The 25,589-nt window shown below is 52.0% G+C and carries 25 protein-coding genes and 2 pseudogenes; 16 read left to right on the top strand and 11 right to left on the bottom strand.

The window, feature by feature from the left end; translation table 11 throughout:
• Window positions 1–17: 17 nt before the first annotated feature.
• From ACG1VR_RS08840 to ACG1VR_RS08830, 3 genes are all read right to left on the bottom strand, one after another.
• On the bottom strand, window positions 18–3,368 hold the full coding sequence (locus tag ACG1VR_RS08840; protein WP_395490732.1) for a methyltransferase domain-containing protein: 3,351 nt from the start codon (window positions 3,366–3,368) through the stop codon (window positions 18–20).
• Between the two features lie 39 nt (window positions 3,369–3,407).
• Window positions 3,408–4,835, bottom strand: a complete 1,428-nt coding sequence (locus tag ACG1VR_RS08835) for a hypothetical protein (RefSeq protein ID WP_395490731.1) — start codon at window positions 4,833–4,835, stop codon at window positions 3,408–3,410.
• 201 nt (window positions 4,836–5,036) lie between these two features.
• The gene (locus ACG1VR_RS08830; protein WP_395490730.1) at window positions 5,037–5,876 is read right to left on the bottom strand and encodes a flagellin; all 840 of its coding nucleotides are present in this window, start codon (window positions 5,874–5,876) and stop codon (window positions 5,037–5,039) included.
• Window positions 5,877–6,290: 414 nt separating this feature from the next.
• Here ACG1VR_RS08830 and fliD point away from each other — a divergent pair, with 414 nt between their 5' ends.
• The 4 genes from fliD (at window position 6,291) to amyA (ending at window position 10,051) form a co-directional block, all read left to right on the top strand.
• Window positions 6,291–7,712, top strand: coding sequence for a flagellar filament capping protein FliD (gene fliD / locus ACG1VR_RS08825; protein ID WP_016537034.1), 1,422 nt, complete (start codon window positions 6,291–6,293; stop codon window positions 7,710–7,712).
• Window positions 7,713–7,721: 9 nt separating this feature from the next.
• Window positions 7,722–8,132 (top strand): flagellar export chaperone FliS, encoded by a 411-nt coding sequence (gene fliS / locus ACG1VR_RS08820; RefSeq protein ID WP_016537035.1) that lies wholly within the window; start codon window positions 7,722–7,724, stop codon window positions 8,130–8,132.
• The gene (fliT, locus tag ACG1VR_RS08815; protein ID WP_016537036.1) at window positions 8,132–8,494 is read left to right on the top strand and encodes a flagella biosynthesis regulatory protein FliT; all 363 of its coding nucleotides are present in this window, start codon (window positions 8,132–8,134) and stop codon (window positions 8,492–8,494) included. Before fliS ends, fliT begins: the two co-directional genes overlap by 1 nt.
• 69 nt (window positions 8,495–8,563) lie before the next feature.
• Complete coding sequence (amyA, locus tag ACG1VR_RS08810; protein WP_395490729.1) at window positions 8,564–10,051, top strand: alpha-amylase; 1,488 nt, start codon at window positions 8,564–8,566, stop codon at window positions 10,049–10,051.
• Window positions 10,052–10,108: 57 nt separating this feature from the next.
• Here amyA and yedD read toward each other — a convergent pair whose 3' ends face one another.
• Entirely contained in the window at window positions 10,109–10,528 is a 420-nt protein-coding gene (gene yedD, locus ACG1VR_RS08805; RefSeq protein WP_395490728.1) for a lipoprotein YedD, read from the bottom strand.
• A gap of 193 nt (window positions 10,529–10,721) precedes the next feature.
• Here yedD and yedE point away from each other — a divergent pair, with 193 nt between their 5' ends.
• Together yedE and yedF are read left to right on the top strand one after the other, a co-directional pair.
• Window positions 10,722–11,936 (top strand): selenium metabolism membrane protein YedE/FdhT, encoded by a 1,215-nt coding sequence (gene yedE, locus ACG1VR_RS08800; protein ID WP_016537039.1) that lies wholly within the window; start codon window positions 10,722–10,724, stop codon window positions 11,934–11,936.
• Complete coding sequence (gene yedF / locus ACG1VR_RS08795) at window positions 11,933–12,169, top strand: sulfurtransferase-like selenium metabolism protein YedF (RefSeq protein WP_016537040.1); 237 nt, start codon at window positions 11,933–11,935, stop codon at window positions 12,167–12,169. Before yedE ends, yedF begins: the two co-directional genes overlap by 4 nt.
• Window positions 12,170–12,202: 33 nt before the next feature.
• Here yedF and ACG1VR_RS08790 read toward each other — a convergent pair whose 3' ends face one another.
• From ACG1VR_RS08790 to ACG1VR_RS08775, 4 genes and pseudogenes are all read right to left on the bottom strand, one after another.
• Entirely contained in the window at window positions 12,203–13,057 is an 855-nt protein-coding gene (locus ACG1VR_RS08790) for a MurR/RpiR family transcriptional regulator (protein WP_016537041.1), read from the bottom strand.
• A 301-nt stretch (window positions 13,058–13,358) separates the two neighbouring features.
• The gene (locus ACG1VR_RS08785) at window positions 13,359–14,366 is read right to left on the bottom strand and encodes a YadA-like family protein (protein WP_395490727.1); all 1,008 of its coding nucleotides are present in this window, start codon (window positions 14,364–14,366) and stop codon (window positions 13,359–13,361) included.
• A gap of 623 nt (window positions 14,367–14,989) precedes the next feature.
• On the bottom strand, window positions 14,990–15,976 hold the full coding sequence (locus ACG1VR_RS08780) for a phage antirepressor N-terminal domain-containing protein (protein WP_395491076.1): 987 nt from the start codon (window positions 15,974–15,976) through the stop codon (window positions 14,990–14,992).
• A gap of 417 nt (window positions 15,977–16,393) precedes the next feature.
• Window positions 16,394–16,534 (bottom strand): annotated as a pseudogene (locus ACG1VR_RS08775) (hypothetical protein); the annotation flags it as partial.
• A gap of 195 nt (window positions 16,535–16,729) precedes the next feature.
• On the opposite strand from ACG1VR_RS08775, the gene ACG1VR_RS08770 reads away from it, so the two are divergent.
• Together ACG1VR_RS08770 and ACG1VR_RS08765 are read left to right on the top strand one after the other, a co-directional pair.
• Entirely contained in the window at window positions 16,730–17,125 is a 396-nt protein-coding gene (locus ACG1VR_RS08770) for a helix-turn-helix domain-containing protein (protein WP_395490726.1), read from the top strand.
• On the top strand, window positions 17,122–17,472 hold the full coding sequence (locus ACG1VR_RS08765; RefSeq protein WP_395490725.1) for a hypothetical protein: 351 nt from the start codon (window positions 17,122–17,124) through the stop codon (window positions 17,470–17,472). Before ACG1VR_RS08770 ends, ACG1VR_RS08765 begins: the two co-directional genes overlap by 4 nt.
• A gap of 57 nt (window positions 17,473–17,529) precedes the next feature.
• On the opposite strand, the gene ACG1VR_RS08760 is transcribed toward ACG1VR_RS08765, so the two are convergent.
• On the bottom strand, window positions 17,530–17,898 hold the full coding sequence (locus ACG1VR_RS08760; RefSeq protein WP_395490724.1) for a hypothetical protein: 369 nt from the start codon (window positions 17,896–17,898) through the stop codon (window positions 17,530–17,532).
• A 158-nt stretch (window positions 17,899–18,056) separates the two neighbouring features.
• Here ACG1VR_RS08760 and ACG1VR_RS08755 point away from each other — a divergent pair, with 158 nt between their 5' ends.
• The gene (locus ACG1VR_RS08755) at window positions 18,057–18,551 is read left to right on the top strand and encodes a hypothetical protein (RefSeq protein ID WP_395490723.1); all 495 of its coding nucleotides are present in this window, start codon (window positions 18,057–18,059) and stop codon (window positions 18,549–18,551) included.
• A 64-nt stretch (window positions 18,552–18,615) separates the two neighbouring features.
• Here the strand turns inward: ACG1VR_RS08755 and ACG1VR_RS08750 are convergent, their stop codons facing one another.
• Window positions 18,616–18,873 carry a YceK/YidQ family lipoprotein gene (locus ACG1VR_RS08750; RefSeq protein WP_395490722.1) on the bottom strand — a complete coding sequence of 86 codons (258 nt, stop codon included), beginning with the start codon at window positions 18,871–18,873 and terminating at the stop codon, window positions 18,616–18,618.
• 114 nt (window positions 18,874–18,987) lie between these two features.
• Here ACG1VR_RS08750 and ACG1VR_RS08745 point away from each other — a divergent pair, with 114 nt between their 5' ends.
• From ACG1VR_RS08745 to ACG1VR_RS08735, 3 genes and pseudogenes are all read left to right on the top strand, one after another.
• Entirely contained in the window at window positions 18,988–19,113 is a 126-nt protein-coding gene (locus ACG1VR_RS08745) for a hypothetical protein (RefSeq protein WP_395490721.1), read from the top strand.
• Window positions 19,114–19,261: 148 nt separating this feature from the next.
• Entirely contained in the window at window positions 19,262–19,570 is a 309-nt protein-coding gene (locus ACG1VR_RS08740) for a hypothetical protein (protein WP_016537052.1), read from the top strand.
• A gap of 203 nt (window positions 19,571–19,773) precedes the next feature.
• Window positions 19,774–20,268 (top strand): annotated as a pseudogene (locus tag ACG1VR_RS08735) (tyrosine-type recombinase/integrase); the annotation flags it as partial.
• Window positions 20,269–20,303: 35 nt separating this feature from the next.
• Here ACG1VR_RS08735 and fliE read toward each other — a convergent pair.
• Window positions 20,304–20,621 carry a flagellar hook-basal body complex protein FliE gene (fliE, locus tag ACG1VR_RS08730; protein ID WP_016537054.1) on the bottom strand — a complete coding sequence of 106 codons (318 nt, stop codon included), beginning with the start codon at window positions 20,619–20,621 and terminating at the stop codon, window positions 20,304–20,306.
• A gap of 229 nt (window positions 20,622–20,850) precedes the next feature.
• On the opposite strand from fliE, the gene fliF reads away from it, so the two are divergent.
• From fliF to fliI, 4 genes are read left to right on the top strand one after another with little or no spacing between them, the layout of a single operon-like run.
• On the top strand, window positions 20,851–22,545 hold the full coding sequence (fliF, locus tag ACG1VR_RS08725; protein ID WP_172569603.1) for a flagellar basal-body MS-ring/collar protein FliF: 1,695 nt from the start codon (window positions 20,851–20,853) through the stop codon (window positions 22,543–22,545).
• On the top strand, window positions 22,542–23,534 hold the full coding sequence (fliG, locus tag ACG1VR_RS08720) for a flagellar motor switch protein FliG (RefSeq protein ID WP_016537056.1): 993 nt from the start codon (window positions 22,542–22,544) through the stop codon (window positions 23,532–23,534). Before fliF ends, fliG begins: the two co-directional genes overlap by 4 nt.
• Window positions 23,527–24,222, top strand: a complete 696-nt coding sequence (fliH, locus tag ACG1VR_RS08715; protein ID WP_016537057.1) for a flagellar assembly protein FliH — start codon at window positions 23,527–23,529, stop codon at window positions 24,220–24,222. Before fliG ends, fliH begins: the two co-directional genes overlap by 8 nt.
• Window positions 24,222–25,580: a flagellar protein export ATPase FliI gene (gene fliI / locus ACG1VR_RS08710; RefSeq protein ID WP_395490720.1), complete on the top strand. Its 1,359-nt coding sequence runs from the start codon at window positions 24,222–24,224 to the stop codon at window positions 25,578–25,580. The genes fliH and fliI overlap by 1 nt, the downstream gene beginning before the upstream one ends.
• Window positions 25,581–25,589 lie beyond the last annotated feature (9 nt).

Below are 25,589 nucleotides of genomic sequence, written 5' to 3'. Positions count from 1 at the left end.
TACCCGCCGCGGCCACATCACTCCATTACGGTAAAAGTACGGGGCGCCTCGCCCGCGCAATAAATGCGCCAGGCCTCCTGTAGCGCCCGTTCAAAGGTAGCCGTCGCGTTGAAACCGTTTTCATTTTCCCTCGGGAGATTGCCTCGCATCGTCATACGTATTTCATTCAGTTCGTCAACGTTATCGCGCCAGCCGATTGCTTTGTTGATGTAATCTTCTACGCTGTAGGCAACAAACTGCTCCAGCCCGTATGAGCGCATAATGTCCACACCCTGGCGGGCGGCCATGGTCGCGCCGCACAGCGTCAGAGTTGGCACGCCCATCCAGCAAGCATGGTTGCTGGTGGTGCCGCCGGAGTAAGGGAAGGCATCAAGCAAAATGTCGATTTCATGGTGATAGGCCAGGTAATCCACCAGCGAGGCTCTTCTCTTGAAAATCAGCCTCGACTCATCAATACCCAGCTGCTGCAACTTTTTCGTCATAGCCGCTACCATCTTGTCATCGTTCATAAAGCCAATGACAAACCGCGACTCGGGATACAGGGTCAGAATTTTGGCCCAGACCCTGAGGACTTCATCGTTGATTTTTTTCGGGCGATTAAAGCTGCCAAACGTAAGCCAGCCATTTTTAAGCGCCGGCAGCGGCTGAATATCCGGGCTTTGCGGATGGGGTTCGAAGAACTTACGCATCTCAATAAACATAATGCTTTCAGTCAGTTGCTGTTCGAGGTCGGCAGGCTGGGCAAGCGTCGCGGTCAGAATGCGATAATCCATGGTGCTCAGGCCGGTTGTCCCGGGGTAACCAATCCAAGAAATTTGCACCGGTGCCGGGCGTAGCGCAAACGCGGGCAGGCGGTTATCTGAGGTATGGCCGGAAAGGTCGAACAGAATATCTATGCGATCCTCATTAATCTGTTCGGCAAGCCGGCGCTGGCTCAACTTGTCAACATGGCGCCACAATACGGAACCGGCCTCTAAGTGCTCGGTTACCTCGTCGCGAATTGGCGATACGCTGTAGCCCACCAGTTCAAAATGCTCGCGATTCAGCCCATCCCAGAATGGCTCCAGGAAATGGCTGACGGGATGTTTACGCAGATCCCCGGAGACAAAGCCCACACGCAGTTTTTTAGCCGGATCTTTTTCCCCGGCGTAAGAAAAATGCAGATCGCAGGCTTTGGCCCATTTATCCACCGCCTGCCCGTATTGCAGGTGTTTTTCAAACAGCTGTTCAGCCGTCACGTTGTGGTCGTGAGTCAGCACAAACAGCAGGCTGGTGAAGTACTCAAAATTGCCCGGCTCAAGCTCTATTGCCTTGTTAAGGAACCAGGCCGCCTCGTCGAGCTTTTGACTGTCGCTTAAAATCACCCCCATGGTCGCAAGATGAATGGCCTTAACGCCCTCACTGCGCAGGGAGGCTCGGGAACATTGCTCCGCCAGCGCCATCTCTCCGTGCTGATAATAGGAGTAGGCCAGGCTATGCCAGAAATTGACATTTTTGTCCTCAAGCCTTAATAACCCCTGTAAAACCACCCGTGCATGATAGTGATCGCTGGTTTTCTGGAATGCAGTCGCCAGGTCGTAATAAATATCCAGGCTGGAGAAGTAATAGCCCATCAGGCGACACAGCGCATTTATCGCGTCATCCCACTGATTGGACAAAATGCAGGTACGGGAATAGCAGCGTAACGCTGAGATATCCTCGGGATTATCGCTCAGTAATTGCTCAGAGCGCGCTTTGGCCTGCTGAATATCTTTAGCCTGAATGAGCTGATTTATCTCATCATAAATATCGTCGCCGCTTTGTTCCGTACGCGGCACGTCATTAACATCCTCACTCAGGAGTCCGCCCCGATTGGTGGAAACGCTAAGCAGGAGTAAGGTATTCAGCAACTGCCGTAAATATTGAGTGTTTCCTGTACGCAGAAAAGATTGATAATGTTTTTTCCAGGCAAGGGGAGATCCCGTCAGCGCGCCTTTATTGCGCAGTGAGAGAAAACATTGCCACGCATCATCGCCGACACCGGCCATCCCGCCGCGCAAGTAGCACAGCTCTTCCACCGTCAGAGTAAAGTCTTCGCCCCAATAATTTTGCAGCGTCAGCGCTTCACCCTCTTCCGCATCGGAGGACTCCGGCGGCACGATGGCGCTTAGCGTATCGTTTTCTGCCCGATTGTAGGCACCTGGTGATGCGCTCCAGTAAAGGCCGGAAGGCTGCTTAAGGTAGAGCTCCTTTAGCGTCGCCAGCACTTGCTCACGAACGTCGGCATGCTCTTCGGGCATACGGCAGTTAAAGACTAGCTGATCGACGCTCAGGCTGAGTGGCCATGCCGCGCCCAGCAGATCCAGCACCCGGAGCGTAACGGGATTGTCGCTACTTAACGTTTCCCCGCTGCCGCTGGTATGCCCTTTAACAATCTGAGCATTGTCATTGATTCTGCGCGTAAAGCTCCCCGACCAGTGAAGCGTTTCAAGGCTCGCCAGATCGGGAAGCGGCGGAAAATGCGCCTCTTCTCGTGCGGCAGCCAGCAGGCTGAAACGTTCGCTACGTAATACGCTAAAATCCAGATATTGCTGAGCCGCTACCCGATCCTGCCCGGCAACCAGACCATGGAGCGTGGCAACTTTGTCACCGTAATAGCCCGGTAATTCATACTGCGGTACGGCATCTCCCGCATAACCGAAGCCCAGCTCATCGACTTTGCTATAAAACTCACTAAAGGTAAGCGGTTCAACGGCAGGCGCAAGGTAACGCAGAGTCAGCATTAAATCGCTCTCTCGCTCGGCCTCTTCCACCCGCGTTTTAAGGGGGCCCTGCGGCAACGTCATCGCCAGATAACTCAGCATGCCGCGCGCGGCGTTGACCTGTACCTCAGCATCGCTATTGCCCCCACGCATGGCATGGTAGCTGAGAGCATCACGGATAGCCTCGGTTTCACCAGTTCCCGTCGAAGGGTACCAGTGCAGGCAGACAACGCCTGAATTGGAGAGGTTTTGGCGACACCACGCCAGCAGCGCTTCTTGCTCAGGAGCCCCGAGCAATGAGAAAGCGCCGCGTACGATGATGTAATCAAATTCACCGCCTTCAATAGCCAGAATATCTCCCAGCCCCGCATTAAACAGCTCAACATTTGCAAGCCCATGCGCCAGCGCACGCCGCTGCCCCACGGCAATACTGGCCTCATCAATATCTATGCCAATAACAATGCTTTCCGGGCACGCATGCGCATGGGCCACAATGCCCTGCCCCTCACCACAGCCAAGCTCAAGAATACGCGCACGCTCGGGCGCCGCCACAGGCAGATGGTAGAGGTGGGCCGCGCACTGAATGGCCGCGGGAGAAATATTGCGATCCGGGTAATACTGACTCACGTTACGCTATCCATTATTTTCAGGAGAAATGACCTGGGGTCAGCCGATTAATGCGCTGTAGTTTTCCAACAGCGAAGATTTGTATTCTCTGTAGGCCTCGCTTTCCTGCCGGGACTTACCCAGCACCCAGCAAAATGCATCTTCACCGTGCCCGGCATCCGCCAGTTTGCTGACTGCTTCACGGCCGATTGCCATTTTTTCCATGGCGCTAAGTTCATTTTCTGCCGCGGCAAGAGCTACCTGATCGAGGAACCATTCGGCGTTATTGTTTTGCAGATTGATATCGATAAACCGCGCGACGGTCGCAAGATATTTCGCCGACGGCTCGCCGCCTTCGCTATAGATAAACGCCGCCAGAATGGACTCCCAGAACGGGGCATTTTCATCCCAGGTCAGCAGCAGATCTTTCGCTTCAAGGGTCTCTTTCAAAGCTGACCACGGTTTTCTTACCAGGCTATCGGCATCCAGCAGCAGAACAGGAGAAGCTATTTTTTTCAGGGCATGCGGTAAGAAGACCAGGCGACGGCTGGCGTAATGCACTTTGTCCGCCTTACCCGTCCTGAACGCTTCGCTACTCAGCGAAATACCCAGCTCGGGCATTGCCTCACGCAGCCCGGAAATCTGCTGTTCCAGTCCGGCATCACAGTTATAAATGTGGAAGTGAACGTTAAGCTCGCTGCGGTTGGTATTAAAGATTGAGAGCAGCAAAGGCAGGCCGTGCGCCGAGAAATAGGCTTTGTCGCAGCCGACCAGAATGGTTGTTTTGCTATTGTTAGCAGGTTCAATCAGCCATTGGTAGCGTTCGCTATCCGGCCGGTAGAGCGTGTCTGCCAACGGGCGAAAATCGATAAATGAATCCGGGCAGCCACCGAGCCGGTAGAGAGCCGAAACCACCATCAATAACGTCATAGGATCTTCGCCAATAAGCGCCATATTTCCGGTGAGCTGCTCAATAATGACATAGGCCTGATTAAAATCTTCTTCCATCAGGCAAACCAGCAGCAGGATTTTCAACGCCACCGGAGATTCGCTAAGCTCGGAAAGGTTATTGGAGATCAGGAAAATCGCAGAGCTAATTTCATTAATGCGGAACAAGACCTGAACGCCAGCAACCAGATAGTTTTTATTGCCGTCGAGCTTCAGGGCTTCAACAATATAATGAGTTATTTTCTCAATTTTATCGGCATCGACAGGCTCCGGATTAGCATGCTGATGCATATCCAGCGCTGAATTCGAGAGGATAATAGCCCCCATCATTAGCTTCAGCGCCCTATCCTGTTCCGGATTCAGCCCGGTCTGAGCAAGGGTTAATTTGTCGTTCAGGGAGGCAAAATCAGGGTTGGCGAAATTAAGGACTTCAGTCACCAACCACGCGGGCAAAACATCCGCTTCCGGCAGGAAAATAGTGCGGGTAAACAGATCGCGGTAATATTGTTGCAGCGCCCGGGTGCGAGAGAAACTGTTCATAACTGTCCTTTGATGTGCATTTTTTTGCCAGACCGGTGATTGTCTGATGCTAGCATTCGCACGGCAGGCATAATGCGCAGAACAAAACTGAAATTAGCGCCTTATCCTTCATATTAAAAAACGGCAGTCGGCGGCTATTTTCGACAAAAACAAAAAAAAGGCTGCTGTTTCCAGCAACCTTTCTTGTAGCAGTCTGCGAAATTAACGCAGCAGGGACAGCATTGCCTGTGGAACCTGGTTTGCCTGGGACAGTACGGAAGTACCAGCCTGCTGCAGGATCTGCGCGCGGCTCATGTTGGAAACTTCGGTCGCGTAGTCAGCATCCTGAATACGGGACTGTGCAGCAGACAGGTTGGTGATGGAGTTGTTCAGGTTGTTGATAGTGGATTCGAAACGGTTCTGAATCGCACCCATGTTAGAACGAGCTTCATCGATTTTTGCAATTGCAGCATCAGCAGCAGAAACAACAGCCTGTGCAGTAGAGTGGTCGGAGACTGTAGTGCTCAGGCCGCCGTCCAGGCTAGCGGAAGAAGCGGCGATCAGCGCGTTGCTGCCAATAACGATGGTGTCGTTAGAGGTGGTGTTAGCGCCAACCTGAATGTTCAGACCGGTGCTGCCTACGGAACCGTCCAGCAGTTTTTTGCCGTTGAAAGAAGCACCGCCAGCGATACGGTCGATTTCGGACAGACGCTGGGTGATTTCAGTCTGGATGGATTTCAGGTCGGTGGAACCGTTGGTGTCGGTAGCAGCCTGCAGAGACAGCTCACGGATACGCTGTAAGTTGGTGTTGATCTCGTTCAGGTTACCTTCAGCGGTCTGAACCAGAGAGATACCGTCGTTAGCGTTACGAGCGGCCTGAGTCATACCCTTAACCTGGGAAGTCATACGGTTGGCAATCGCCTGACCAGCAGCATCATCTTTTGCGCTGTTGATACGCATACCGGAAGACAGACGCTCGATAGCGGTACCCAGTGAGTTCTGAGATTTGCTCAGGTTGTTCTGAGTAGTCAGGGACAGCAGGTTAGTATTGATAACTGACATAGTTTTAATTCCTTAAAAATTGGGTTTAGGTTCGGTGCCTAACACTCACGGCGTCTCTCACCGTCAACAAGGTTATCGACGCCCTCAGTTCCAACTTTAGAAATAATCACAGAAAAAATATCAAACCATTGAATTAAAAGAAAAATTAATATCAATATATTCTTTTTTCTTTCGTTTATACCTGCATTTCCCTCCGCCGGTTTATATCAACAGGCGGAAATGAAAATAAATACTCCCCGGCCTTCTGATGCGAACCGACTACTCTATTAATGAAGACATACGCTTCGACAATCGGCTTATAAGACTAATTCCCACCCGGCTATTCGACTGATTATTTTTTTCAACTGGCAGTAAACTTTTCGTCCAGTCCGCCGATAAGTAGTGTAACTACCAGCGACTTAAAGGAAGACATCAATGGCATCGATCTCTAGCCTTGGAGCAGGCACGACCCTGAACCTCCAGGACACATACGATAAGCTTTACGCGGCAGAACAGACTAAATTAACGATTTTTGATACCCAGACCAAAACGTATCAGGCTCAGTTTAGCGCCTTCGGTCAATTAAAAACGGCGATATCGGGTCTGGAAACGGCGACCGCTGCGTTAACAAAAAGCGGCGCACTGCTGGCAACATCCGTCAGCAGCACCAACACCGCATTTAGCGCCACAACCACCAGCGATGCGATTCTGTCTGACTATACGGTTAACGTACAGCAGATGGCGAAATCCCAGGTGCTGATGAGCGGTAGCATTGCCAGTAACACCGCGCAGCAAGGAGCGACGACCGGTGGAACACGGACAATCACCATTACTCAGCCAGGGACAACGACCCCGCTGAACGTGACGCTGTCCGACTCGGATACCTCGCTGAACGGTATCGCCAAAGCCATTAATGCGGCCAACGGGAATGTTTCCGCTTCCGTGGTTAAAGCAAGCGACGGTGATTACCGCCTGATGCTCTCCTCCAAGAGCACCGGCGTGCAGTCTGACATGACCGTCACCGTGACCGGCGATGACAAACTTCAGGGCGTTATTGGCTACAACTCGGCCAGCAAATCCGGCGCGTTAAATGAGCAAACGCCGTCGCAGAATGCCAAAGTACAGGTCAACGGCGTCGTCATTGAACGCCAGAGCAACACCATTTCCGACGCCATGCCGGGTGTGACGCTGAACCTGAAAGCAAAAAGCACGGCTGACGAGACGCTCAGCGTTACGCGTACCAGCGATGCCAGCAAAAAGGTTATTAATGACTGGGTTAAAGCTTATAACTCCCTACAGTCAACCATTGCCAGCGTCACCAAGTATGTGAAAGTTACCGCAGGTAACGCCCAGGACCCGAATAACGGCGCACTGGTCGGAGACAGTACGGTTCGCGGCATTCAGGCCGATATTCGCAGCATGCTAACCAACGTTCAGGCTGGCGATTACAGCATCATGGCTCAGCTTGGCGTTAGCCAGGATCCGGTTCTGGCTCCAGACGGCTCCAGCGTGCTGAAAGTGGATGATGCCAAGCTGACCAAAGCGTTGACGGATAACCCGCAGGGCGTGATCAACTACTTTGTTGGCGACGGTAAAACCACCGGTTTTGCTACCCAGTTGGATACCAAGCTGAACAACATGCTGAGCACCAGCTCAATCAATGCCGGCGTGATTAAAAATGCGCAGGACGGCCTCACTTCAACCCTGAAGACCGTGGCTGACCGTAAGCAGGATATGAGCGACAGTATTGACGCCACCATGGCACGTTACAAGGCACAGTTTACCTCTCTGGCAAACCTTGTCAGCAAGATGACCAATACGGGGAACTACCTGACGCAGCAGTTCACCAAAAGTTAAGGATTTAATATGTACAAGAGTTCTGGTGTACAAGCCTATCAACAGGTCGGTCTGGAAAGCGCCGTTATGAGTGCCAGTCCACACCAGCTCGTGGTGTTGTTGTTCGACGGGGCACTCAGTGCCCTTGTGCGGGCGCGCCTGTTTCTGGAGCAGGGCCAAATGGCCCCCAAAGGCGAGGCGCTCTCCAAAGCCATTAATATTATTGATAACGGACTGAAAGCAGGTCTGGATATGGAGATCGGAGGGGAATTGCCCGTTAACCTTGCGAATCTTTATGACTATATGGTGCGGCGTCTCCTGCACGCTAATTTGCGCAACGATGTCGACGCAATCAGCGAAGTAGAAAGGTTGCTCGCCAATATTGCGGATGCATGGAAACAAATAGGCCCTTCTCCCTCTACACTTCAGGATGCTATCTGATGAATGATTTCATCTCATCCCTAAATGAATGGTATGCCCTTCATGCCCTCAGTCAAACCATGCTTGACCTTGCTCATTCTGGAAAGTGGGATGAGTTGATAGAACAGGAAGTGAAATACGTTCAGCTGGTGGAGGCGATTGCCAATAATCCTATTGCCCAGGCCAGCAACAGAAGCCAGGAAGAAGCGAAGGGACTGCTGGATATGATCCTCGCGAATGAAAACCAGATCAAAGCGCTGCTGCACGGTCGGCTTAGCGAACTGCGCGACCTTATCGACCAAAGCGGCCGCCAGAAATCGCTCAACAACACCTACGGATTTCTTTCCGGTAATGTTTTAATGCCCAGCGATTTAAATCAGTAAACCTGCCTGTTTTCGCTTCTTACTCCATACTCCAGAGGTCAGCTAAATGACTTCTGGAGCACGGATGATATGAAGAACCCCACCCTGTTACAGTTTTTCCACTGGTATTCCCCCGGCGACGGCAGTCTGTGGCGCGAAGTTGCGGACCGTGCAGGCAGCCTCAGCGACATCGGCATCAATATGGTTTGGCTCCCGCCCGCCTATAAAGGCAGCTCTGGCGGCTATTCCGTAGGCTATGACAGCTACGATCTTTTCGACCTCGGTGAATTCGACCAGAAAGGCAGCGTGCCGACCAAGTACGGCGATAAGGCCCAACTGCTGACGGCGATTCAGGCCCTACGTGATAACAACATTGCGGTGCTGCTGGACGTGGTGGTGAACCACAAAATGGGCGCCGATGAAAAAGAACAGGTGCGGGTTAACCGGGTCAACGAAGAAAACCGCAACGAAATTTCAGAAGAAGTCATAGAATGCGAGGCCTGGACTCGCTACACCTTCCCCGCCCGCGCCGGGCAATACTCGCAGTTTATCTGGGACTACAAATGCTTTAGCGGCGTTGACCACATTGAAAACCCGAACGAAGACGGCATCTTTAAAATCGTCAACGACTACACGGGCGAAGGCTGGAACGACCAGGTGGACGACGAGCTGGGCAACTTCGACTATCTGATGGGCGAAAACATTGATTTTCGCAACCACGCGGTCACCGAGGAGCTGAAATACTGGGCGCGCTGGGTCATGGAGCAAACAGGCTGTAATGGCTTCCGGCTGGATGCGGTAAAACACATTCCGGCCTGGTTCTATAAAGAGTGGATTGAACACGTACAGCAGGTTGCCGCTCAGCCGCTATTTATCGTTGCCGAATACTGGTCGCACGAGGTCGATAAACTCCAGGAATACATCGCCCAGGTCGAGGGCAAAACCATGCTGTTCGACGCGCCCCTGCAAATGAAATTTCATGAGGCCTCCCGCCAGGGCCGCGATTACGACATGAGCCAAATTTTCACCGGCACCCTGGTGGAAGCCGACCCGTTCCATGCCGTCACCCTGGTTGCCAACCACGATACCCAGCCGCTGCAATCCCTCGAAGCTCCGGTGGAGCCGTGGTTTAAACCACTGGCCTATGCGTTGATCCTGCTGCGTGAAAACGGCGTGCCCTCGGTGTTTTACCCGGACCTTTTTGGTGCCCACTACGAGGATGAGGGCGGAGACGGCCAAAATTACCCGATTGAGATGCCGGTTATTGAACAGCTGGACGACTTGATTCACGCCCGGGAACGCTTCGCCCACGGCGTACAAACGCTGTGGTTCGATCACCCCAACTGCATCGCTTTCAGCCGCAGCGGAACCGATGAAGATCCGGGCTGCGTGGTGGTCATGTCTAACGGGGATAACGGCGAGAAAAACCTGACGCTGGGCGAAAACTTCGGCGGGAAAAACTGGCGTGATTACCTCGGCAACCGCGAGGAAACAATCTCCACCGACCAGAGCGGCAGCGCAACCTTCACCTGCAACGGCGGGAGCGTCAGCGTTTGGGTACTGGAGGATGTTCTGTAGCGTTATCTCACCGACCCCCTCCCATCGCCACATCAGGAAGAGGGGTCGGATGAGGGCTTACTCTTTGGGCAGCTTGCTGTCCAAAGGGTTTTTAGCGAGGAAATCAGCGCACTCCGTCGTCAAACGATCAACGCGCTTCAAAGTCATTCCGGCGTACTCCAGCGTGTCGCCGTCGCGCTCTATAGCGTAAATCTCACGTTTTACGGTCACGTTGCTAAGCTCGCCGGAAAGCTTTGTCAGCTTGCCCGGCAGGGCAAGCACACGCTGCCACTGGCGGCAATCGAGAGTATCGCCGTCGGCGGTGACCACCAGCGAAGCAATCGCCTCCGGGCTGACCAGCTTGCTCTGCGGTCCGTTCGACTGCCAGTAGCCCGCCAGGCCTGCCGGAGCCGGCTCACGAACGACTTGCTTATAATCTCTGACCTCGGCGCAGCCGCTCAGGGCTACCAGCGCCGCCAAAAGTAAAACCTTCTTCATCGTCTATCCTGACTGCGGAGAAAAAATAATTTTGGCATTAAAGCCACGCCCTCGCCAGCAATTCCTCCATTGGCCGAAAAATTGATCCAGATTGATTTTTCATGTTTTCAGCCTGTTAACCCCCGGATATCGGCGTATGATCGCGCCCTCTTCGTCCCATGTGGCGCGTTCTTCTGAGTTCAGAGGCGAAAAAATGACCTGGCAACACTTCAAACACCAATACCTGGTAACCTTCTGGAAACCGATGCCCGCGGTAATCGCCGCCGGCATTCTCTCCACCTACTATTTCGGCATCACCGGCACCTTCTGGGCGGTCACCGGAGAATTCACCCGCTGGGGCGGCCAGCTGCTACAGCTGATGGGCGTTCACGCCGAAGAGTGGGGCTACTATAAGCTTATCCATCTCGACGGCAGCCCGCTGACCCGCATCGACGGCATGATGATCATCGGCATGTTCGGCGGCTGTTTCGCCGCAGCACTATGGGCCAATAACGTCAAGCTCAGGCTGCCGCAGCACCGGATCCGCATCATTCAGGCAGTGGCGGGCGGCATTATTGCAGGCTTCGGGGCAAGGCTTGCCATGGGCTGCAACCTCGCCGCCTTCTTTACCGGTATTCCTCAGTTTTCTCTGCACGCCTGGTTCTTTGCTCTGGCAACGGCAATCGGCTGCTGGTTTGGCGCACGCTTCACCCTGCTGCCGATGTTCCGCATTCCGGTGAAACTGCAAAAAGTCTCTGCCGCCTCTCCTTTGACGCAAAAGCCTGACCGGGCTAAACGCCGCTTCCGCATCGGCATGCTGGTGTTTATCGGTATGCTCGGCTGGGGAGGCTTTACCGCCATCAACCAGCCTAAGCTGGGGCTGGCGATGCTGTTCGGCGTTGGCTTCGGGCTGCTTATCGAGCGGGCGCAAATCTGCTTTACCTCCGCTTTCCGCGATATGTGGATAACCGGCCGTACCCATATGGCCAAGGCTATTATTCTCGGCATGGCGGTAAGCGCGATAGGTATTTTCAGCTACGTGCAGCTTGGCGTAGAAGCCAAAATCATGTGGGCCGGGCCAAATGCGGTTATCGGTGGCCTGCTGTTTGGCTTCGGTATCGTGCTGGCCGGTGGCTGCGAAACCGGCTGGATGTATCGCGCCGTTGAGGGCCAGGTGCATTACTGGTGGGTTGGCCTGGGGAACGTTATCGGCTCCACGCTGCTGGCCTGGTTCTGGGATGATATTTCACCCGCGCTTGCCACCAGTTGGGATAAAGTGAACCTGCTCAACACCTTTGGGCCGCTGGGCGGGCTGCTGGTCACCTACCTGATGCTGCTGGCAGCTTATTTACTGATTGTCGGCTGGGAAAAACGCTTTTTCCGGCGTAAAAATCAGGCTATCGCTAACGCTACCGGGGAGGCAGCATGAGCCAGAATATTGTTCCTGATTATCGTCTCGATATGGTGGGCGAACCCTGCCCTTACCCTGCGGTTGCCACGCTTGAAGCCATGCCACAGTTGAAGAAAGGTGAAATCCTTGAAGTGGTAAGCGACTGCCCGCAGTCCATCAACAACATTCCGCTGGATGCAAAAAACCACGGCTACACGGTGCTCGATATCCAGCAGGACGGGCCGACCATTCGCTACCTTATTCAGCGTTAATCAGTAAAAAGGGGCAACACTTTGCCCCTTCAATTAACGAACCGGCTTCACCCACGCGCCCGAGTCCAGCAGAAAGCGCTCGGCGCTGGCAATCTTCTCTACCGCTCTGTCACCGTGCTTTGCAACCATCATTGCCAGCAGGCATTCCGCAATTCCCATAGCCGACACCACCGAAGGGAAAAATGACGGGCTGTGTGCGGAAAAATAGAGCGTGCTGGCCGCATCCTGAGCCAGAGGCGAAAGCGGCGAGTCGGTCAGCGCCACAATTTTACTTCCGGCACGCCTGGCCGCACCCAGAACGTCGAGCGACTCCCGCGAATAAGGCGCAAAGCCAATCATCAGCACCACATCCTTTGGCGTCAGCTCGCGAGTGAATATCTCGTAGTTACTGGCCTGGCCGTCAATCAGGGATACGTTCTTATTAAACAGGCGGTAGATATAAAACAGCGTGTAGGCAACCGAATAACTGGCGCGGAAACCGCAAACATACACATGATCCGCCGCATCCAGCACTTCTACAGCCACCGTCATTGCCTGCTGGTTTTCCGCCTCGGTATGGGACAAATTGGCGGCGTGAGCATCAAAAACTTCCTGATAAAGCGAAGCCGTGCTGCCTTTATCTACCAGTTTTTCCGCCCTCGCCTGATGGCTTTCAAGGCTTAACCCCAGCCCCTGAACAAACGCCTCTTTCAGTTCACCCCAGCCAACATACCCCAGGCGCTGGGCCAGGCGCAGCAAAGTGGCAGGTTTAACGCCAATACGCGAGGCAAAAGCCCGCATAGAAAGCGTAACCAGGTCGTTGATATTATGCAGGGTCAAATCCGCCGCACGCTGCAGCTCCGGCGTTAAAGTGGAGTAGTTACTTTCTATCGTCTGTTGCGGGGTCATAGGCAGATAAGGTGCTCCGGTTGCGACCGGAATTACAAACCGGTGCCAAAAGATATCACCCTGATTTTGCAGTGGAATTGCTTACTGCGTCAAACAAATGCGCGCAACGCCCCGGCTTTGCTGGCTAAAACGATACCTGGCTCAACAAACTGAGATATATGTCTCAATTATCCGTGATAAAAAGAACATCGCTGCAGCACATATCCCCATAACGCCGCACGCAATAAAGATAAAAATCCAATAAGACCGCATCGCCACTCTCTACGCAAAAAAGCCTCCGAAGAGGCTTTATAAGCTTACATCACCACTGATATGCCGCGCCTGCACCCACGACAAAGTTCTGCTGCGAGTCATTCGAGACCGAGGCTTTAATGACGGTGTTTTCTGTCGCACGGGCGGAAAAGCCAACGGCCAGAGCGCTTTCACCATCCGTTGTACCAGCACCTGCGCCAACAGAGAAGGTAGCGCCCTGAGTAACCTGCGGGATGTTTGCCATCGCCGCGACGCCCGCAATACCCGCAGAGGCACGCTGGCGGTTATCGTCTACCTGGTTTTTGAGTCTGGCAAAGCTATTGCCTGCGCCGGTATTGGCTTCTAAAGCATCAATACGGGATTCATGGTTAGCCAGTTCCGCAGAATGTGCCGCTACAGCCTGATTGGTTTTAGCCAGCGCCGCTTTATTGCTTTCTATATTGGCAATTGCGGCATCGGTTCTGGATTTTGCATAAGTACCGGTCATCTGAATTTGCCCATTCAGCACATTCAGCGCTTTGTTTTGCTCTTCGTTTTCTGTCGCATTGTTGATCAACGCGGTTTTGGTGGTTGAGCTAAGATTTACGATCGCCTGCTTATTACCATCGACCTGGTTTCCCAGAGTTGTCCTCGCCGAAACCTCCGCATCGGTCTGCTCCTGAAGGCTGTTCATACGGTCGCCATGATCGATAATGGCAGCCTGCAAACCCTGACGCTGCAATTCAAGCAGGGTGACGTCCTTTTCAGTTTTACCGGCGCGGTTGTTGAGTTCTGTTAGCTGGCTGTGCTGCTGGTTAATATCGTAATTATTTTGATCGATTCGCAGGCTCTGAGCTGTAAGTTGCTGACCCTGGTCGCTGGCCTGAGCCGTCAGGTTATTAATTGCGCTATCGTGCTGGAAAACGGTAAGCGCCGTATTCTCCAACAGAGAGGACTCACCTGAGGTAAACACCGGATCATAATTATTTGGAGCATCGATCACCGTCGCTGCGTTAGCGAAACTGATTACAGAACTCAGAGTTGAACCAATAATTAAAGCCAAAGTTGCCTTTTTCATTCTAAAAACCTACTATATATTTGCTTGTGAAGATTTAATAATATCCGATCAAATTGATAGTTAACCGGCTGCAACCGGTTAACTATCACCCTTCAGTAATTTATTTATTCAATTATCAAAAACACACCAGTTAATAAAAGCGGGTTAATAATTTCGCCCGAAATTAATTATCTGAATCACTTCCATTACGCCGAATAGCGACATAAAACACCCAAGCCGCGCAGCACAAACCCGCACAACCACCTGTTAATTATGCTCTTTTACTTTATTTAGTTATTAAATTAATCTGCACACTTTGCCACCAGGAGATATGGCAACAACAAAATAAAATAATAATATTGCGTGATAATTGATGCGCTGAATATGCATTGCGTGAGGGGAATGAAGTTTGATCTACGTCATGCTATTGAGCATTTATTTAGCTTTAGGTGGGAATATTCTTAATGCCTTTCATATGAAATAGGCAATTGTTAATTGAATATTGTTGAAAAGTTCTGCTGCGGGATGTTAATGAAATTAAAATACGAATGATTATTAAATTTAATTGTCTTGCCACGATCAAGTAAAAGGCCTTCAACAGGCCCTTTAGCGTAGGTCACCTACACTTTTTATGTAGGTGAGTATCAATTAATGACGTAGTCGGCTTTCTTTCCACGGAAAGATATGGTTTTGTTACCCGCCCTTTGGCAGGCATCCGCAATAGCCTTCATGCCATATTCGACATTCGTCAGGTGTTTGCGCATGGCCACAATCTCAGCTTTCGGGGCAGACACATCACATCCAGCCTCTTCCAGAATGTTAATCAGGCGTATTGCGGAAGATGTTGAGTTGTCACCGCACAGCATAGGCATTGTGACATCCAGTGCAGGGGCACCAAAGGACTTACCGAATGACAGATTTCCACTACGCACCACAGGGTTGTTATCAATCCACCACTGAATCGGCAAGTTAACGTCCAGCGTTGGGGCGGGTAACGCTTCCTGTCTGCCTAAGAATTCACCTTCCAGTGGAACACGAGCAGCGATAGAAAGCGCCTCGGCAAACTGGTCATCGCTGATTTCTTTGTAGCTGCATCCAAAATGTGTTTTCAGCGATGACCACATGGTAATCATCGCTTTGGCCTGATTCTCTTTTGGCAGTGCTTTACCGCGAGTCATCACCAATTGCTTGATCGCCTCTTGCTGTTCATGAGTAATTTTACCGCGAAGTGTTTTTTTAACCTTTCGCGGATTTTTAACCTCACCTTTCGTCCAGTAGTCATGCAAAACGGTAAAGCATTCTTCCTGGTACTGGATCAGCTTGTCACGAATATCGGCGCGAACCTTTTCAGGGTTGATGCTGAACAGCCAGCCATTAAGTTTTTTCAGTGGTAGGCAAATAACGTCGCGAAATTTGCTATCCGTGGCAACCATGTTCATATGAACACAGTTGAATTTGTCCTTTGATGACTCCAGCTTACGAACCTGAGTTGACCAACTCATTCCGAGGTTTTCGACGATTGGTTTCATGGCCACATAGGCCACACCTGCTGCCATTGCAGTGATAATTTGCTGTCCATTGAACGGCACGTAAGAGGTGTTAACCGCTTCAAGTATTGCTATACTTGTCATGTCAATATTCCCATCAAGGTTTGTTGATTCAGAAGCCTTGGTAGTTACAGCTACCGGGGCTTCGCTCTTATATTTCTCTACTTCTTCTAAACCAGAAAATCTTCTGTATTGTGTTTGCCCATCAGACTTCAAATGACGTTTAAATACCGTTGAGGACAAGCCCAGATCTTTTTCTGGCCAACCCGCCGAAATGCGTTGTTCTAAAGTGCTCGGGTTAACGTCTAACTGCTCAGCCCATTCATATAAGGTTTTAATTTCTCCACCAATTTCATAGAAGACTCTACCAAACCGAATGTCTTCTCCACTACCATATCTCTTGAAACCCATACGCTGCCGCTTTCTGTCTATCATGTCGTCCGCATTGTCTTTCGCATCTCCAAGATAAAGATGGTCTGGGTTGCAGCAAGCTGGATTGTCGCATTTATGGAGAACCCACCACTTTGGCTCATCCTGAGCTATTTTCCCGTTTGCAATCTCAAAAGCCAGGCGATGTGTGACCAAGTGCGCCCCTCGAAAGAGAACTGACCATAGCCGCAATAATTCAGAGCGCCATTCCACTCCATGCAACCAGAACTATCTTTAGATCCAACCATTCGCCCAAATTTCATCTTAAGCAAACGTACGTCCTTGATATTTGCAATTGATTTTCTGGTTCGCATTTCGTCATCATTAGTATTTAAGTGTCATGAAATATCATGTATAGTGAATCTTATGGCGCAAACTTAACCATGTCAATACACTTCAATACTAATTATGACTAAATATGATGATGTGGCTGCACGTATAATAGCCAGAAGGGCTGAGCTAGGGTGGTCTCAGGAGCAGCTTTCGAAAGAGAGCGATGTTGCAGCTGCGCAAATATCACGTTATGAGGCAAGGGTTAACAAGCCAAGAGCTAATGTTATTGCTAAATTGGCAAAGGGTTTGATGGTTCCTTTCTCATGGCTTGCATATGGTGACACTTCTGAATTCATTCAGACTCCTTTGACTGATGGGGAGATTGAATACTCATTGACTGTTCCGGTCGAAGTTGCTGATTACATAGATGCAAAATCATCAGAACTTGGCATCTACCCGCATGAATTTGCAAGAAAGATGCTTGAGTTTTATTACGAGAAAAACATCAAAAATGATAAGGAAGACAAATGAGCATAAAAGCAGAAACCCTTCGTGACGGATGCCAATGGTTATCAAGAGAACTTAGCCGGCTTGAGCAGTTAAACCGCCCCCTTTCTATCGATGAATTCTTTGATCTTTCTGAGGATGAAAAATTCATCAGCACAATGTTTGATAAATACGGACATTTCATCCTAGGGCTGCATTTGCTAGATCATCGAAGTGAACACAGTAATAAGGAACTAATTGCATACATGGAGAACGCGCTTTCTCGTCATGTCAATGTTATTACAGAGGGTACTTATGGCGTAGTCGACAACGCCTACCTTCTAGCGGTTAATGTGTTATTTGCTATTTCACGCGAAGCTGATGCCTTTTAACAAAAAGCCCACCTGAGTGGGCTTTTTTAGAATGGTTGATGGTGCTATGGCATAAACTTATTTTGTATATGCAACTCTAGTCGTGCTCCAGTCATTGACCTCAAACAGTACGGCACCATCGCCATCATCATTCCATACAGCTGACCTTAACTCCCAATAGCAATGAAAAATCGTAGAGCCATTGGATTGCTTAGTTTCATTATTTAGGCCTTCACGAGTATACAAAATGACAATGTCATCTTTCTTTGCTTCTGACGCAGTGAACCAATGAGTGTGCCTGACCTTATTGGATATGTACCCATCTTTTGTGTACGTTGTATCAGCAACAATATAGCGATTGAGGTTACAATTTTCCAAAACATCTAATACAACATATTCTTCTGATGCCTTACCGTGCGCATGAATGGTTCTGATTTTTAACTTCATTTCTAACGCCCTTTGTTGTTTGGAAAAACAACTCTATCAGGCATGAGTAACAAATTGTAAATAACATTACCCACCACTTTTGGTAGCCTGATCTTTTGTCAGAGTTAGAATCAATAGTCACTATGGTAATCTGGTATCACACACAAGGAGCGTTAAACGTGAATAAATTCGACCGAGGCTTACAAGAGAAAATCCTTGAGGAATGTATTTCTGCATATCCTGATTATACATATTTCACACAGTTCATTCAGGTTCATGACAAGTATGATGAAAATGTCATCTCTGCCAATATAAATTATCTTGAAGAACATAGACTGATAACAATACGCAATCGCTCAAGCGACGACCCGTACACATACTTTGACCACATGAGAGCCACAGTCACAGGGGTTGATTTTTTACTCAATGATGGCGGTCTTAGTGCAATACTGAAAGTACAGACCATCAATCTCCACAATGACACAATTACTGCTATTGAAGACCTTGTTAAGTTATCCAACCTTACTGAACAAGAACAGGCGAGTGTCGCTTCAAAACTTCGAGGGCTTCCGGCAAGCGCCATAACACATTTGACGAATGAACTAATCTCGAAGGCGGTTTCGGCGGCTCCCGCCGCACTTCCGATAATTCAAAAATTCCTCCACATGGGCTGAATTCTTCACACCGTCTAATTAAAGTAAATCGTTCCTGTTGCCCACTCCTGTGGGCTTTTTTGGTCTACATATCAGCAGGGATCATGATGGTATCGGAGACAATTGAAAACGGAAGATCAAGGATTAATAGAAGTGGCACAGGAAAAGGAGTCGCCCCCATAGCCCTAAAGTCGAATTGTGTTGCAGGATAAATTCCTCCTGAGTATTCGCCATCATGTCTGCCAAACATCATTCCACAACCAGAAAGAAGAGATGACATACAAATAAGGAGCAAAATCCGTTTCATTGTTAATTCCCAATTAATTTTTAGTAATACTAGCACGCCTCATCCATTGAATTAATTTCGCCCCCGCCAGAAATCTTAATTTCAGATATTTCGTGTCCATTCCTAAGCTAAAGGCTGAGGAATGAACACAACTAAACAGGAGCATCAACCATGCAATTCTCTATTGCAGGGGCGGCATCGGTATGCCCTGAATTCAACGCTTTCAGCTATATCGAACGTCACCCGTCAAACATTCTCAACTCTGCCAACTTCACTCCACCACCGAAAAAGAGCTGACTGGATAAGTTGGTCGATTTTCTTCGTCAGGAGGGGCAGCCATGAGCGGTCAGTCACCTGAGAAGAAATGGTCAGATACGCAATTCGCCAGGCTGATGAAAGACCTCGGCGTACTCGTGAAAATTCCTGAGCCAGTGAAGGAGGAATCATGAGACTGACTTTTGCAGATAAGCAGGAAATTAAGGCCATCATTTCCGGCCTGAGCGAGCGCGACAATGAGCGCATTTCCGAAGAAGTTGAGCGACTGGCGAAAGGTGCTGACCCGATAACCACCATTCTACGCAATTTCAGGCCTGACGAGCACACAGCAGACGCCGTTGAATATCTCGAAGGTGATGATGTGGATTATCAGGAAAAGTCCTCTGAGTGGTTCTGGGATGCATTAACCGCGCGGGTAACTGCTGAGTATGCCTTCGGTATCTTTAAGGCAAGACATGAACATAGGGAGGCGGCGTAATGGCTAGCAACATCGTTCAGCGGGTTTTCGATATCGTTAACCCGCTTAAAGCGGAATTCGAGCAGGTATGCAGCGAACCGTCGATCAACTTTAAGCGCGAGTCTGAGTTCGCAATGCTGATTTTCGCTAACAACGATTATCTGGCCGGGGTCGCAGCAAACAACACCGTCTCGACCCGCAGCGCGATTATGAATGTCGCAGCTACCCCGCCAAAAACTGATGCTGGCACAGACAGGGTGATCATACTGATTGATGCTGCTCTGGAAGTTCTTCGCGATCAGGCGGAACTAACCAGATTAGGAAAACAGCATGAGGTCGATGTGGTTTTGAGGGAGTACAAAAAGAAGGAGCTCCACAAATGTACATTTGTGTTTAACCCATCCATTCACGCAAAGAATGGGCGAGCAGGTCATCATTATGCTGTAGAGTCAGTAAACCAAAGCTGGGAAGCGGCAATGCGAAGGGCTGGATTGAGATACCGAAAGGCATATCAATCCAGGCACACATATGCATGCTGGTCACTTACAGCAGGGGCAAACCCGAACTTCATCGCATCTCAAATGGGGCACGCCAATGCCCAGATGGTTTATCAGGTTTATGATAGATGGATGACTGATAATGACCGTGAGCAGCTTGCCATCCTGAACCAGAAATTATCGTCATTTGCCCCATCCATGCCCCACGCAAAAGTTGTTTGATTAAATTATTCAGTAAAATCAAATAGCTTAATCAACTACACCTGCATGTTCATGATTTCCTGGTAGGCAGAAACCAGTTTGTTACGCACCTGCACGCCCATCGCCAGAGAAACGGATGATTTCTGCAAATCAACCATTACATCATTAAGCGCAATGCCCGGCGTGCCGAGAGCAAATTTCTCTGCCTGAGCGCGAGCGGTGTTAGACGTCTCGCTGACGCGGCCCAAAGCAGCCTGCAGCTCACCGGCAAAACTCACTCCCGGCGCGGCAGCGGTAGACGCCGCGGGATTCGTCGCCGCCAGTGCGGTGGTCTGGAGTTGTTGCAGTACGCCTTCGATACCCTGAATAGCCATTTCTTAGCCCCATTTTTATTAAGCGGGTGAAGATTAACACCTTGTCAATAGGATAAAGGCGGTAAATAGACGTAAAAAATAGAGCTAATTCAGCCATCGAAATCTTCCGAAAAGAAAATAATGACACTGCCATCCATATGGAACTTTTGTCGTGTTTGTCGACCCGGGAGTCTGTCTTGTTCACTCTTTACTCAGAATTTTATGTCAACGCTAAGCCGCGAGGTGCCCAATGACCACTGCTGCTCAGGCGCAAACGCCGCAGAACAAGACTCTTGAGTGGTTGAACCGCATTCGTGCTAACCCCAGAATACCGCTGATGATGGGCGGTGCCGCCGCCGTTGCCATCGTGGTCGCTCTGGTGCTGTGGGCAAAAGCCCCGGATTACCGCGTGCTTTACAGCAATCTTGCCGACCAGGACGGCGGCGCGATTGTTACCCAGCTCACGCAGATGAACATTCCTTATCGCTTCTCCGATAACGGCAGCGCGATTATGGTTCCGGCAGACAACGTCTACGACCTGCGTCTGCGTCTTGCCCAGCAGGGTCTGCCAAAAGGCGGTGCGGTTGGTTTTGAGCTGCTGGATCAGGAAAAATTCGGCATCAGTCAGTTTAGCGAGCAGGTTAACTACCAGCGCGCGCTGGAAGGCGAACTGGCCCGCACCATTGAAACGCTTGGCCCGGTAAAAAGCGCCCGCGTTCACCTCGCCATGCCAAAACCTTCGCTATTTGTCCGTGAGCAAAAATCACCTTCCGCTTCCGTTACCCTGAGTCTTGAACCCGGCCGTGCGCTGGATGAAGGCCAAATCAACGCCGTTGTGCATATGGTTTCCAGCGCCGTAGCTGGCCTGCCGCCGGGTAACGTGACCTTAGTGGACCAGGGCGGCCATCTGTTGACCCAGTCCAACACCGCGGGCCGCGATCTTAACGACGCGCAGCTTAAATATGCTAACGATGTGGAAAGCCGCTACCAGCGCCGCATCGAATCGATCCTTGGACCAATCGTCGGCAACGGCAACGTACACGCTCAGGTTACCGCTCAGATTGACTTTGCGAATAAAGAGCAGACCGAAGAGCAATATCATCCGAACGGCGACCCGGCTCAAACCGCGGTACGTTCGCGTCAGCTGAACCAGACGTCTCAGGTTAACGGCCAGTTCCCTGGCGGCGTGCCGGGCGCACTGTCTAACCAGCCTGCTCCGGCCAACACGGCACCTATCACTACGCCGCAGCAGAATAATCAGAACAACCAGGCCAACAACGGCCAGCAGAATCAGAGCACGACTTCAACCTCCAGCCAGAACGGCAGCAGCAATACTTCCCGTGACGAAACCACTAACTATGAAGTGGACCGCACCATTCGTCATACCAAGCTGAATGTCGGCGACATCCAGCGGCTGTCCGTCGCCGTGGTTGTGAACTACCGCACGCTGGCAGACGGCAAACCTCTGCCGCTGACCGCAGACCAGCTGAAGCAAATCGAGAACCTGACCCGCGAGGCTATGGGCTACTCCGAAACCCGCGGCGATACCCTGAACGTGGTTAACTCACCGTTCACCGCTACCGAAGACGACAGCGGCAGCAGCCTGCCATTCTGGAAGTCTGCGGCCTTCTTCGACATGCTGCTCTCCGCCGGCCGCTGGCTGATTGTGCTGATTGTTGCCTGGCTGCTGTGGCGTAAAGGCATTCGCCCGCAGCTGGTTCGTCGCGCAGAAGCAATGAAAGCCGTTACCGAGAGCCAGAAAAACCAGAAAGCCGAAGAGGAAGCCGTTGCCGTCAGCCTGAGCCGCGACGAGCAGCAGCAACAGCGTAAGGCAAACCAGCGCCTGAGCGCAGAAGTGATGAGTCAGCGTATTCGCGACATGTCTGATAACGATCCTCGCGTAGTTGCGCTGGTGATCCGCCAATGGATGAGTACCGAAATATGAGTATTACCGGAACAGAAAAGAGCGCCATCCTGCTGATGACCATTGGCGAAGACCGCGCCGCCGAGGTGTTCAAACACCTCAGCCCGCGTGAAGTGCAGCACCTGAGTGCGGCAATGGCTAACACTCACCAGATTTCTAATAAAGTGCTGACCGAAGTGCTGGCGGAGTTTGAGCAGGAAGCCGAGCAGTTCGCGGCCCTGAGCATCAACGCCAACGACTACCTGCGCTCTGTGCTAATTAAAGCGCTGGGTGAAGAGCGTGCCTCCAGCCTGCTGGAAGACATCCTCGAAACTCGCGATACCACCAGCGGTATCGAGACGCTGAACTTTATGGAGCCGCAGAGCGCCGCGGACCTGATTCGCGACGAGCACCCGCAGATCATCGCCACCATCCTGGTCCACCTCAAACGTGGCCAGGCGGCGGACATTCTGGCGCTGTTCGACGAACGCCTGCGCAACGATGTGATGCTGCGTATTGCCACCTTCGGCGGCGTACAGCCTGCCGCGCTGGCGGAGCTGACCGAAGTGCTGAACAACCTGCTCGACGGCCAGAATCTCAAACGCAGCAAAATGGGCGGCGTGAGAACCGCAGCCGAGATTATCAACCTGATGAAAAGTCAGCAGGAAGAAGCCGTTATCACCGCGGTGCGCGACTTCGACGGAGAACTGGCGCAGAAAATCATCGACGAAATGTTCCTGTTCGAAAACCTGGTGGCCGTGGACGACCGCAGCATCCAGCGCCTGCTTCAGGAAGTGGAGTCCGAATCCCTGCTTGTCGCCCTCAAAGGCGCGGAACAGGCGCTGCGCGAGAAGTTCCTGCGCAATATGTCCCAGCGTGCTGCGGATATCCTGCGCGACGACCTTGCCAACCGTGGCCCGGTACGTCTGTCTCAGGTGGAAAACGAGCAGAAAGCCATCCTGCTTATCGTACGTCGCCTGGCGGAGACCGGCGAAATGGTAATCGGCACCAGCGAGGATACGTATGTCTAATTCGCTGCCATGGCAACGCTGGAAGCCGGACGATTTAGCTTTCCCTACGCCGGTATTCGAAGAAATTTCTATGCCGGAAGCCTCCCCTGCCGCCGAAGAGCAGGAGAGCGAACCTGATTTACAGCAGTCCCTGGCGCTGATGCAGGCTCAGGCCCGCGAACAGGGCTACAGCGCGGGTTTTGCCGCCGGGCACGACCAGGGCGTGGAAGAAGGCCGCAAGGTTGGGCACCAGCAGGGCGTCGAGCAGGGTCTTAACGAAGCCAGACAGCAGCAGGCGCCGGTACACGCGCGCATGCAGCAACTGGTGAGTGAATTCCAGTACACGCTGGACGCGCTGGACAGCGTTATTGCTTCCCGCCTGATGCAGATGGCGCTGGAAGCCGCGCGCCAGGTTATTGGCCAGACGCCTGCGGTCGATAACAACGCCCTGATTAAACAAATTCAGGGCCTGCTGATGCAGGAGCCTCTGTTTAGCGGTAAACCACAGCTGCGCGTACATCCGGACGATTTGCAGCGCGTGGAAGAGATGCTGGGCGCGACGTTGAGCCTGCACGGCTGGCGTCTGCGCGGCGACCCAGGCCTGCATCAGGGCGGCTGCAAAGTCTCCGCCGACGAAGGCGACCTTGACGCAAGCGTTGCCACCCGCTGGCAGGAGCTGTGCCGTCTGGCCGCTCCGGGAGTGCTCTGATGACCGCCCGCCTCACGCGTTGGCTGAACACGCTGGACAATTTTGAAGCGCGGATGACAGAGCTGCCGTCGGTACGCCGCTATGGCCGCCTGACACGCGCAACCGGGCTGGTACTGGAAGCCACCGGGCTTCAGCTGCCGCTCGGCGCAACTTGTATCATCGAGCAACACGACCGTGAAGTTGAATGCGAAGTGGTCGGTTTTAACGGCCACAAGCTGTTCCTGATGCCGCTGGAAGAAGTGGAAGGCATTCTGCCGGGAGCGCGCGTTTATGCCCGCGTCACCACGGCTGAAGGCCTGCACAGCGGGAAAAAACTGCCGCTCGGCCCGGCTCTGCTCGGGCGCGTACTCGACGGCAGCGGCCGTCCGCTGGATGGCCTGCCTTCCCCGGATACCGGCCTGATGGGTGCCCTGGGCGCGGCACCGTTTAACCCGCTCCAGCGAACCGCAATCGAACACGTTCTCGACGTAGGCGTGCGCCCGATCAACGCCCTGCTCACCGTTGGCCGCGGCCAGCGTATGGGCCTGTTTGCAGGCTCCGGCGTCGGTAAAAGCGTCCTGCTCGGCATGATGGCGCGCTATACCCAGGCCGACGTCATCGTGGTCGGGCTTATCGGCGAACGTGGCCGCGAAGTAAAAGACTTTATCGAGAATATTCTCGGAGCCGAAGGCCGTGCGCGTTCGGTCGTGATTGCCGCTCCTGCCGACGTTTCACCTCTGCTGCGTATGCAGGGAGCCGCCTACGCCACACGTATTGCGGAAGACTTCCGCGATCGGGGCCAGCACGTCCTGCTGATCATGGACTCCTTAACCCGCTATGCCATGGCGCAGCGTGAGATTGCCCTGGCTATCGGCGAGCCTCCGGCAACCAAAGGCTACCCGCCTTCGGTATTCGCCAAGCTCCCCGCGCTGGTTGAGCGCGCCGGGAACGGCATTCACGGCGGCGGGTCTATCACCGCATTTTATACCGTGCTCACGGAAGGCGACGATCAGCAAGACCCGATCGCCGACTCCGCGCGAGCCATCCTTGACGGCCACATTGTGCTGTCGCGCCGCCTGGCGGAAGCAGGCCACTACCCGGCCATCGACATCGAAGCTTCCATCAGTCGTGCAATGACATCGTTAATCACCGAGCGGCATTACTCCCGGGTTCGTCGTTTCAAACAGCTGTTATCCAGCTTCCAGCGCAACCGCGATTTGGTCAGCGTGGGGGCTTACGCCAAAGGCAGCGATCCGATGCTCGATATGGCCATTGATCTGTGGCCACAGCTGGAAGCATTCCTGCAACAAGGCATTTTTGAACGCGCAAGCTGGGAAGAAGCCTGCCTCGCACTGGAGGCGCTCTTCCCGACTCTTTGATAAGAGGTG

Origin of the sequence: Cedecea davisae (genome assembly GCF_044095835.1) — a bacterium.
GTDB lineage: Bacteria > Pseudomonadota > Gammaproteobacteria > Enterobacterales > Enterobacteriaceae > Cedecea > Cedecea davisae.
Note: the sequence above shows the minus strand (reverse complement) of the source record. Positions and strands in the feature narration are given on the sequence as shown.

Bases quoted from the DNA above. Each gene is read 5' to 3' on its own strand.
- ACG1VR_RS08760 (WP_395490724.1), bottom strand. From the start codon at position 17,898: ATGAAGTTAAAAATCAGAACCATTCATGCGCACGGTAAGGCATCAGAA.
- ACG1VR_RS08745 (WP_395490721.1), top strand. From the start codon at position 18,988: ATGCAATTCTCTATTGCAGGGGCGGCATCGGTATGCCCTGAATTCAAC.
- fliI (WP_395490720.1), top strand. From the start codon at position 24,222: ATGACCGCCCGCCTCACGCGTTGGCTGAACACGCTGGACAATTTTGAA.
- fliH (WP_016537057.1), top strand. From the start codon at position 23,527: ATGTCTAATTCGCTGCCATGGCAACGCTGGAAGCCGGACGATTTAGCT.
- yedF (WP_016537040.1), top strand. From the start codon at position 11,933: ATGAGCCAGAATATTGTTCCTGATTATCGTCTCGATATGGTGGGCGAA.
- ACG1VR_RS08770 (WP_395490726.1), top strand. From the start codon at position 16,730: ATGACTAAATATGATGATGTGGCTGCACGTATAATAGCCAGAAGGGCT.
- ACG1VR_RS08785 (WP_395490727.1), bottom strand. From the start codon at position 14,366: ATGAAAAAGGCAACTTTGGCTTTAATTATTGGTTCAACTCTGAGTTCT.
- ACG1VR_RS08790 (WP_016537041.1), bottom strand. From the start codon at position 13,057: ATGACCCCGCAACAGACGATAGAAAGTAACTACTCCACTTTAACGCCG.
- amyA (WP_395490729.1), top strand. From the start codon at position 8,564: ATGAAGAACCCCACCCTGTTACAGTTTTTCCACTGGTATTCCCCCGGC.
- fliF (WP_172569603.1), top strand. From the start codon at position 20,851: ATGACCACTGCTGCTCAGGCGCAAACGCCGCAGAACAAGACTCTTGAG.
- ACG1VR_RS08835 (WP_395490731.1), bottom strand. From the start codon at position 4,835: ATGAACAGTTTCTCTCGCACCCGGGCGCTGCAACAATATTACCGCGAT.
- yedE (WP_016537039.1), top strand. From the start codon at position 10,722: ATGACCTGGCAACACTTCAAACACCAATACCTGGTAACCTTCTGGAAA.
- fliS (WP_016537035.1), top strand. From the start codon at position 7,722: ATGTACAAGAGTTCTGGTGTACAAGCCTATCAACAGGTCGGTCTGGAA.
- fliD (WP_016537034.1), top strand. From the start codon at position 6,291: ATGGCATCGATCTCTAGCCTTGGAGCAGGCACGACCCTGAACCTCCAG.
- yedD (WP_395490728.1), bottom strand. From the start codon at position 10,528: ATGAAGAAGGTTTTACTTTTGGCGGCGCTGGTAGCCCTGAGCGGCTGC.
- ACG1VR_RS08830 (WP_395490730.1), bottom strand. From the start codon at position 5,876: ATGTCAGTTATCAATACTAACCTGCTGTCCCTGACTACTCAGAACAAC.
- fliE (WP_016537054.1), bottom strand. From the start codon at position 20,621: ATGGCTATTCAGGGTATCGAAGGCGTACTGCAACAACTCCAGACCACC.
- ACG1VR_RS08740 (WP_016537052.1), top strand. From the start codon at position 19,262: ATGAGACTGACTTTTGCAGATAAGCAGGAAATTAAGGCCATCATTTCC.
- fliT (WP_016537036.1), top strand. From the start codon at position 8,132: ATGAATGATTTCATCTCATCCCTAAATGAATGGTATGCCCTTCATGCC.
- fliG (WP_016537056.1), top strand. From the start codon at position 22,542: ATGAGTATTACCGGAACAGAAAAGAGCGCCATCCTGCTGATGACCATT.
- ACG1VR_RS08780 (WP_395491076.1), bottom strand. From the start codon at position 15,976: ATGACAAGTATAGCAATACTTGAAGCGGTTAACACCTCTTACGTGCCG.
- ACG1VR_RS08765 (WP_395490725.1), top strand. From the start codon at position 17,122: ATGAGCATAAAAGCAGAAACCCTTCGTGACGGATGCCAATGGTTATCA.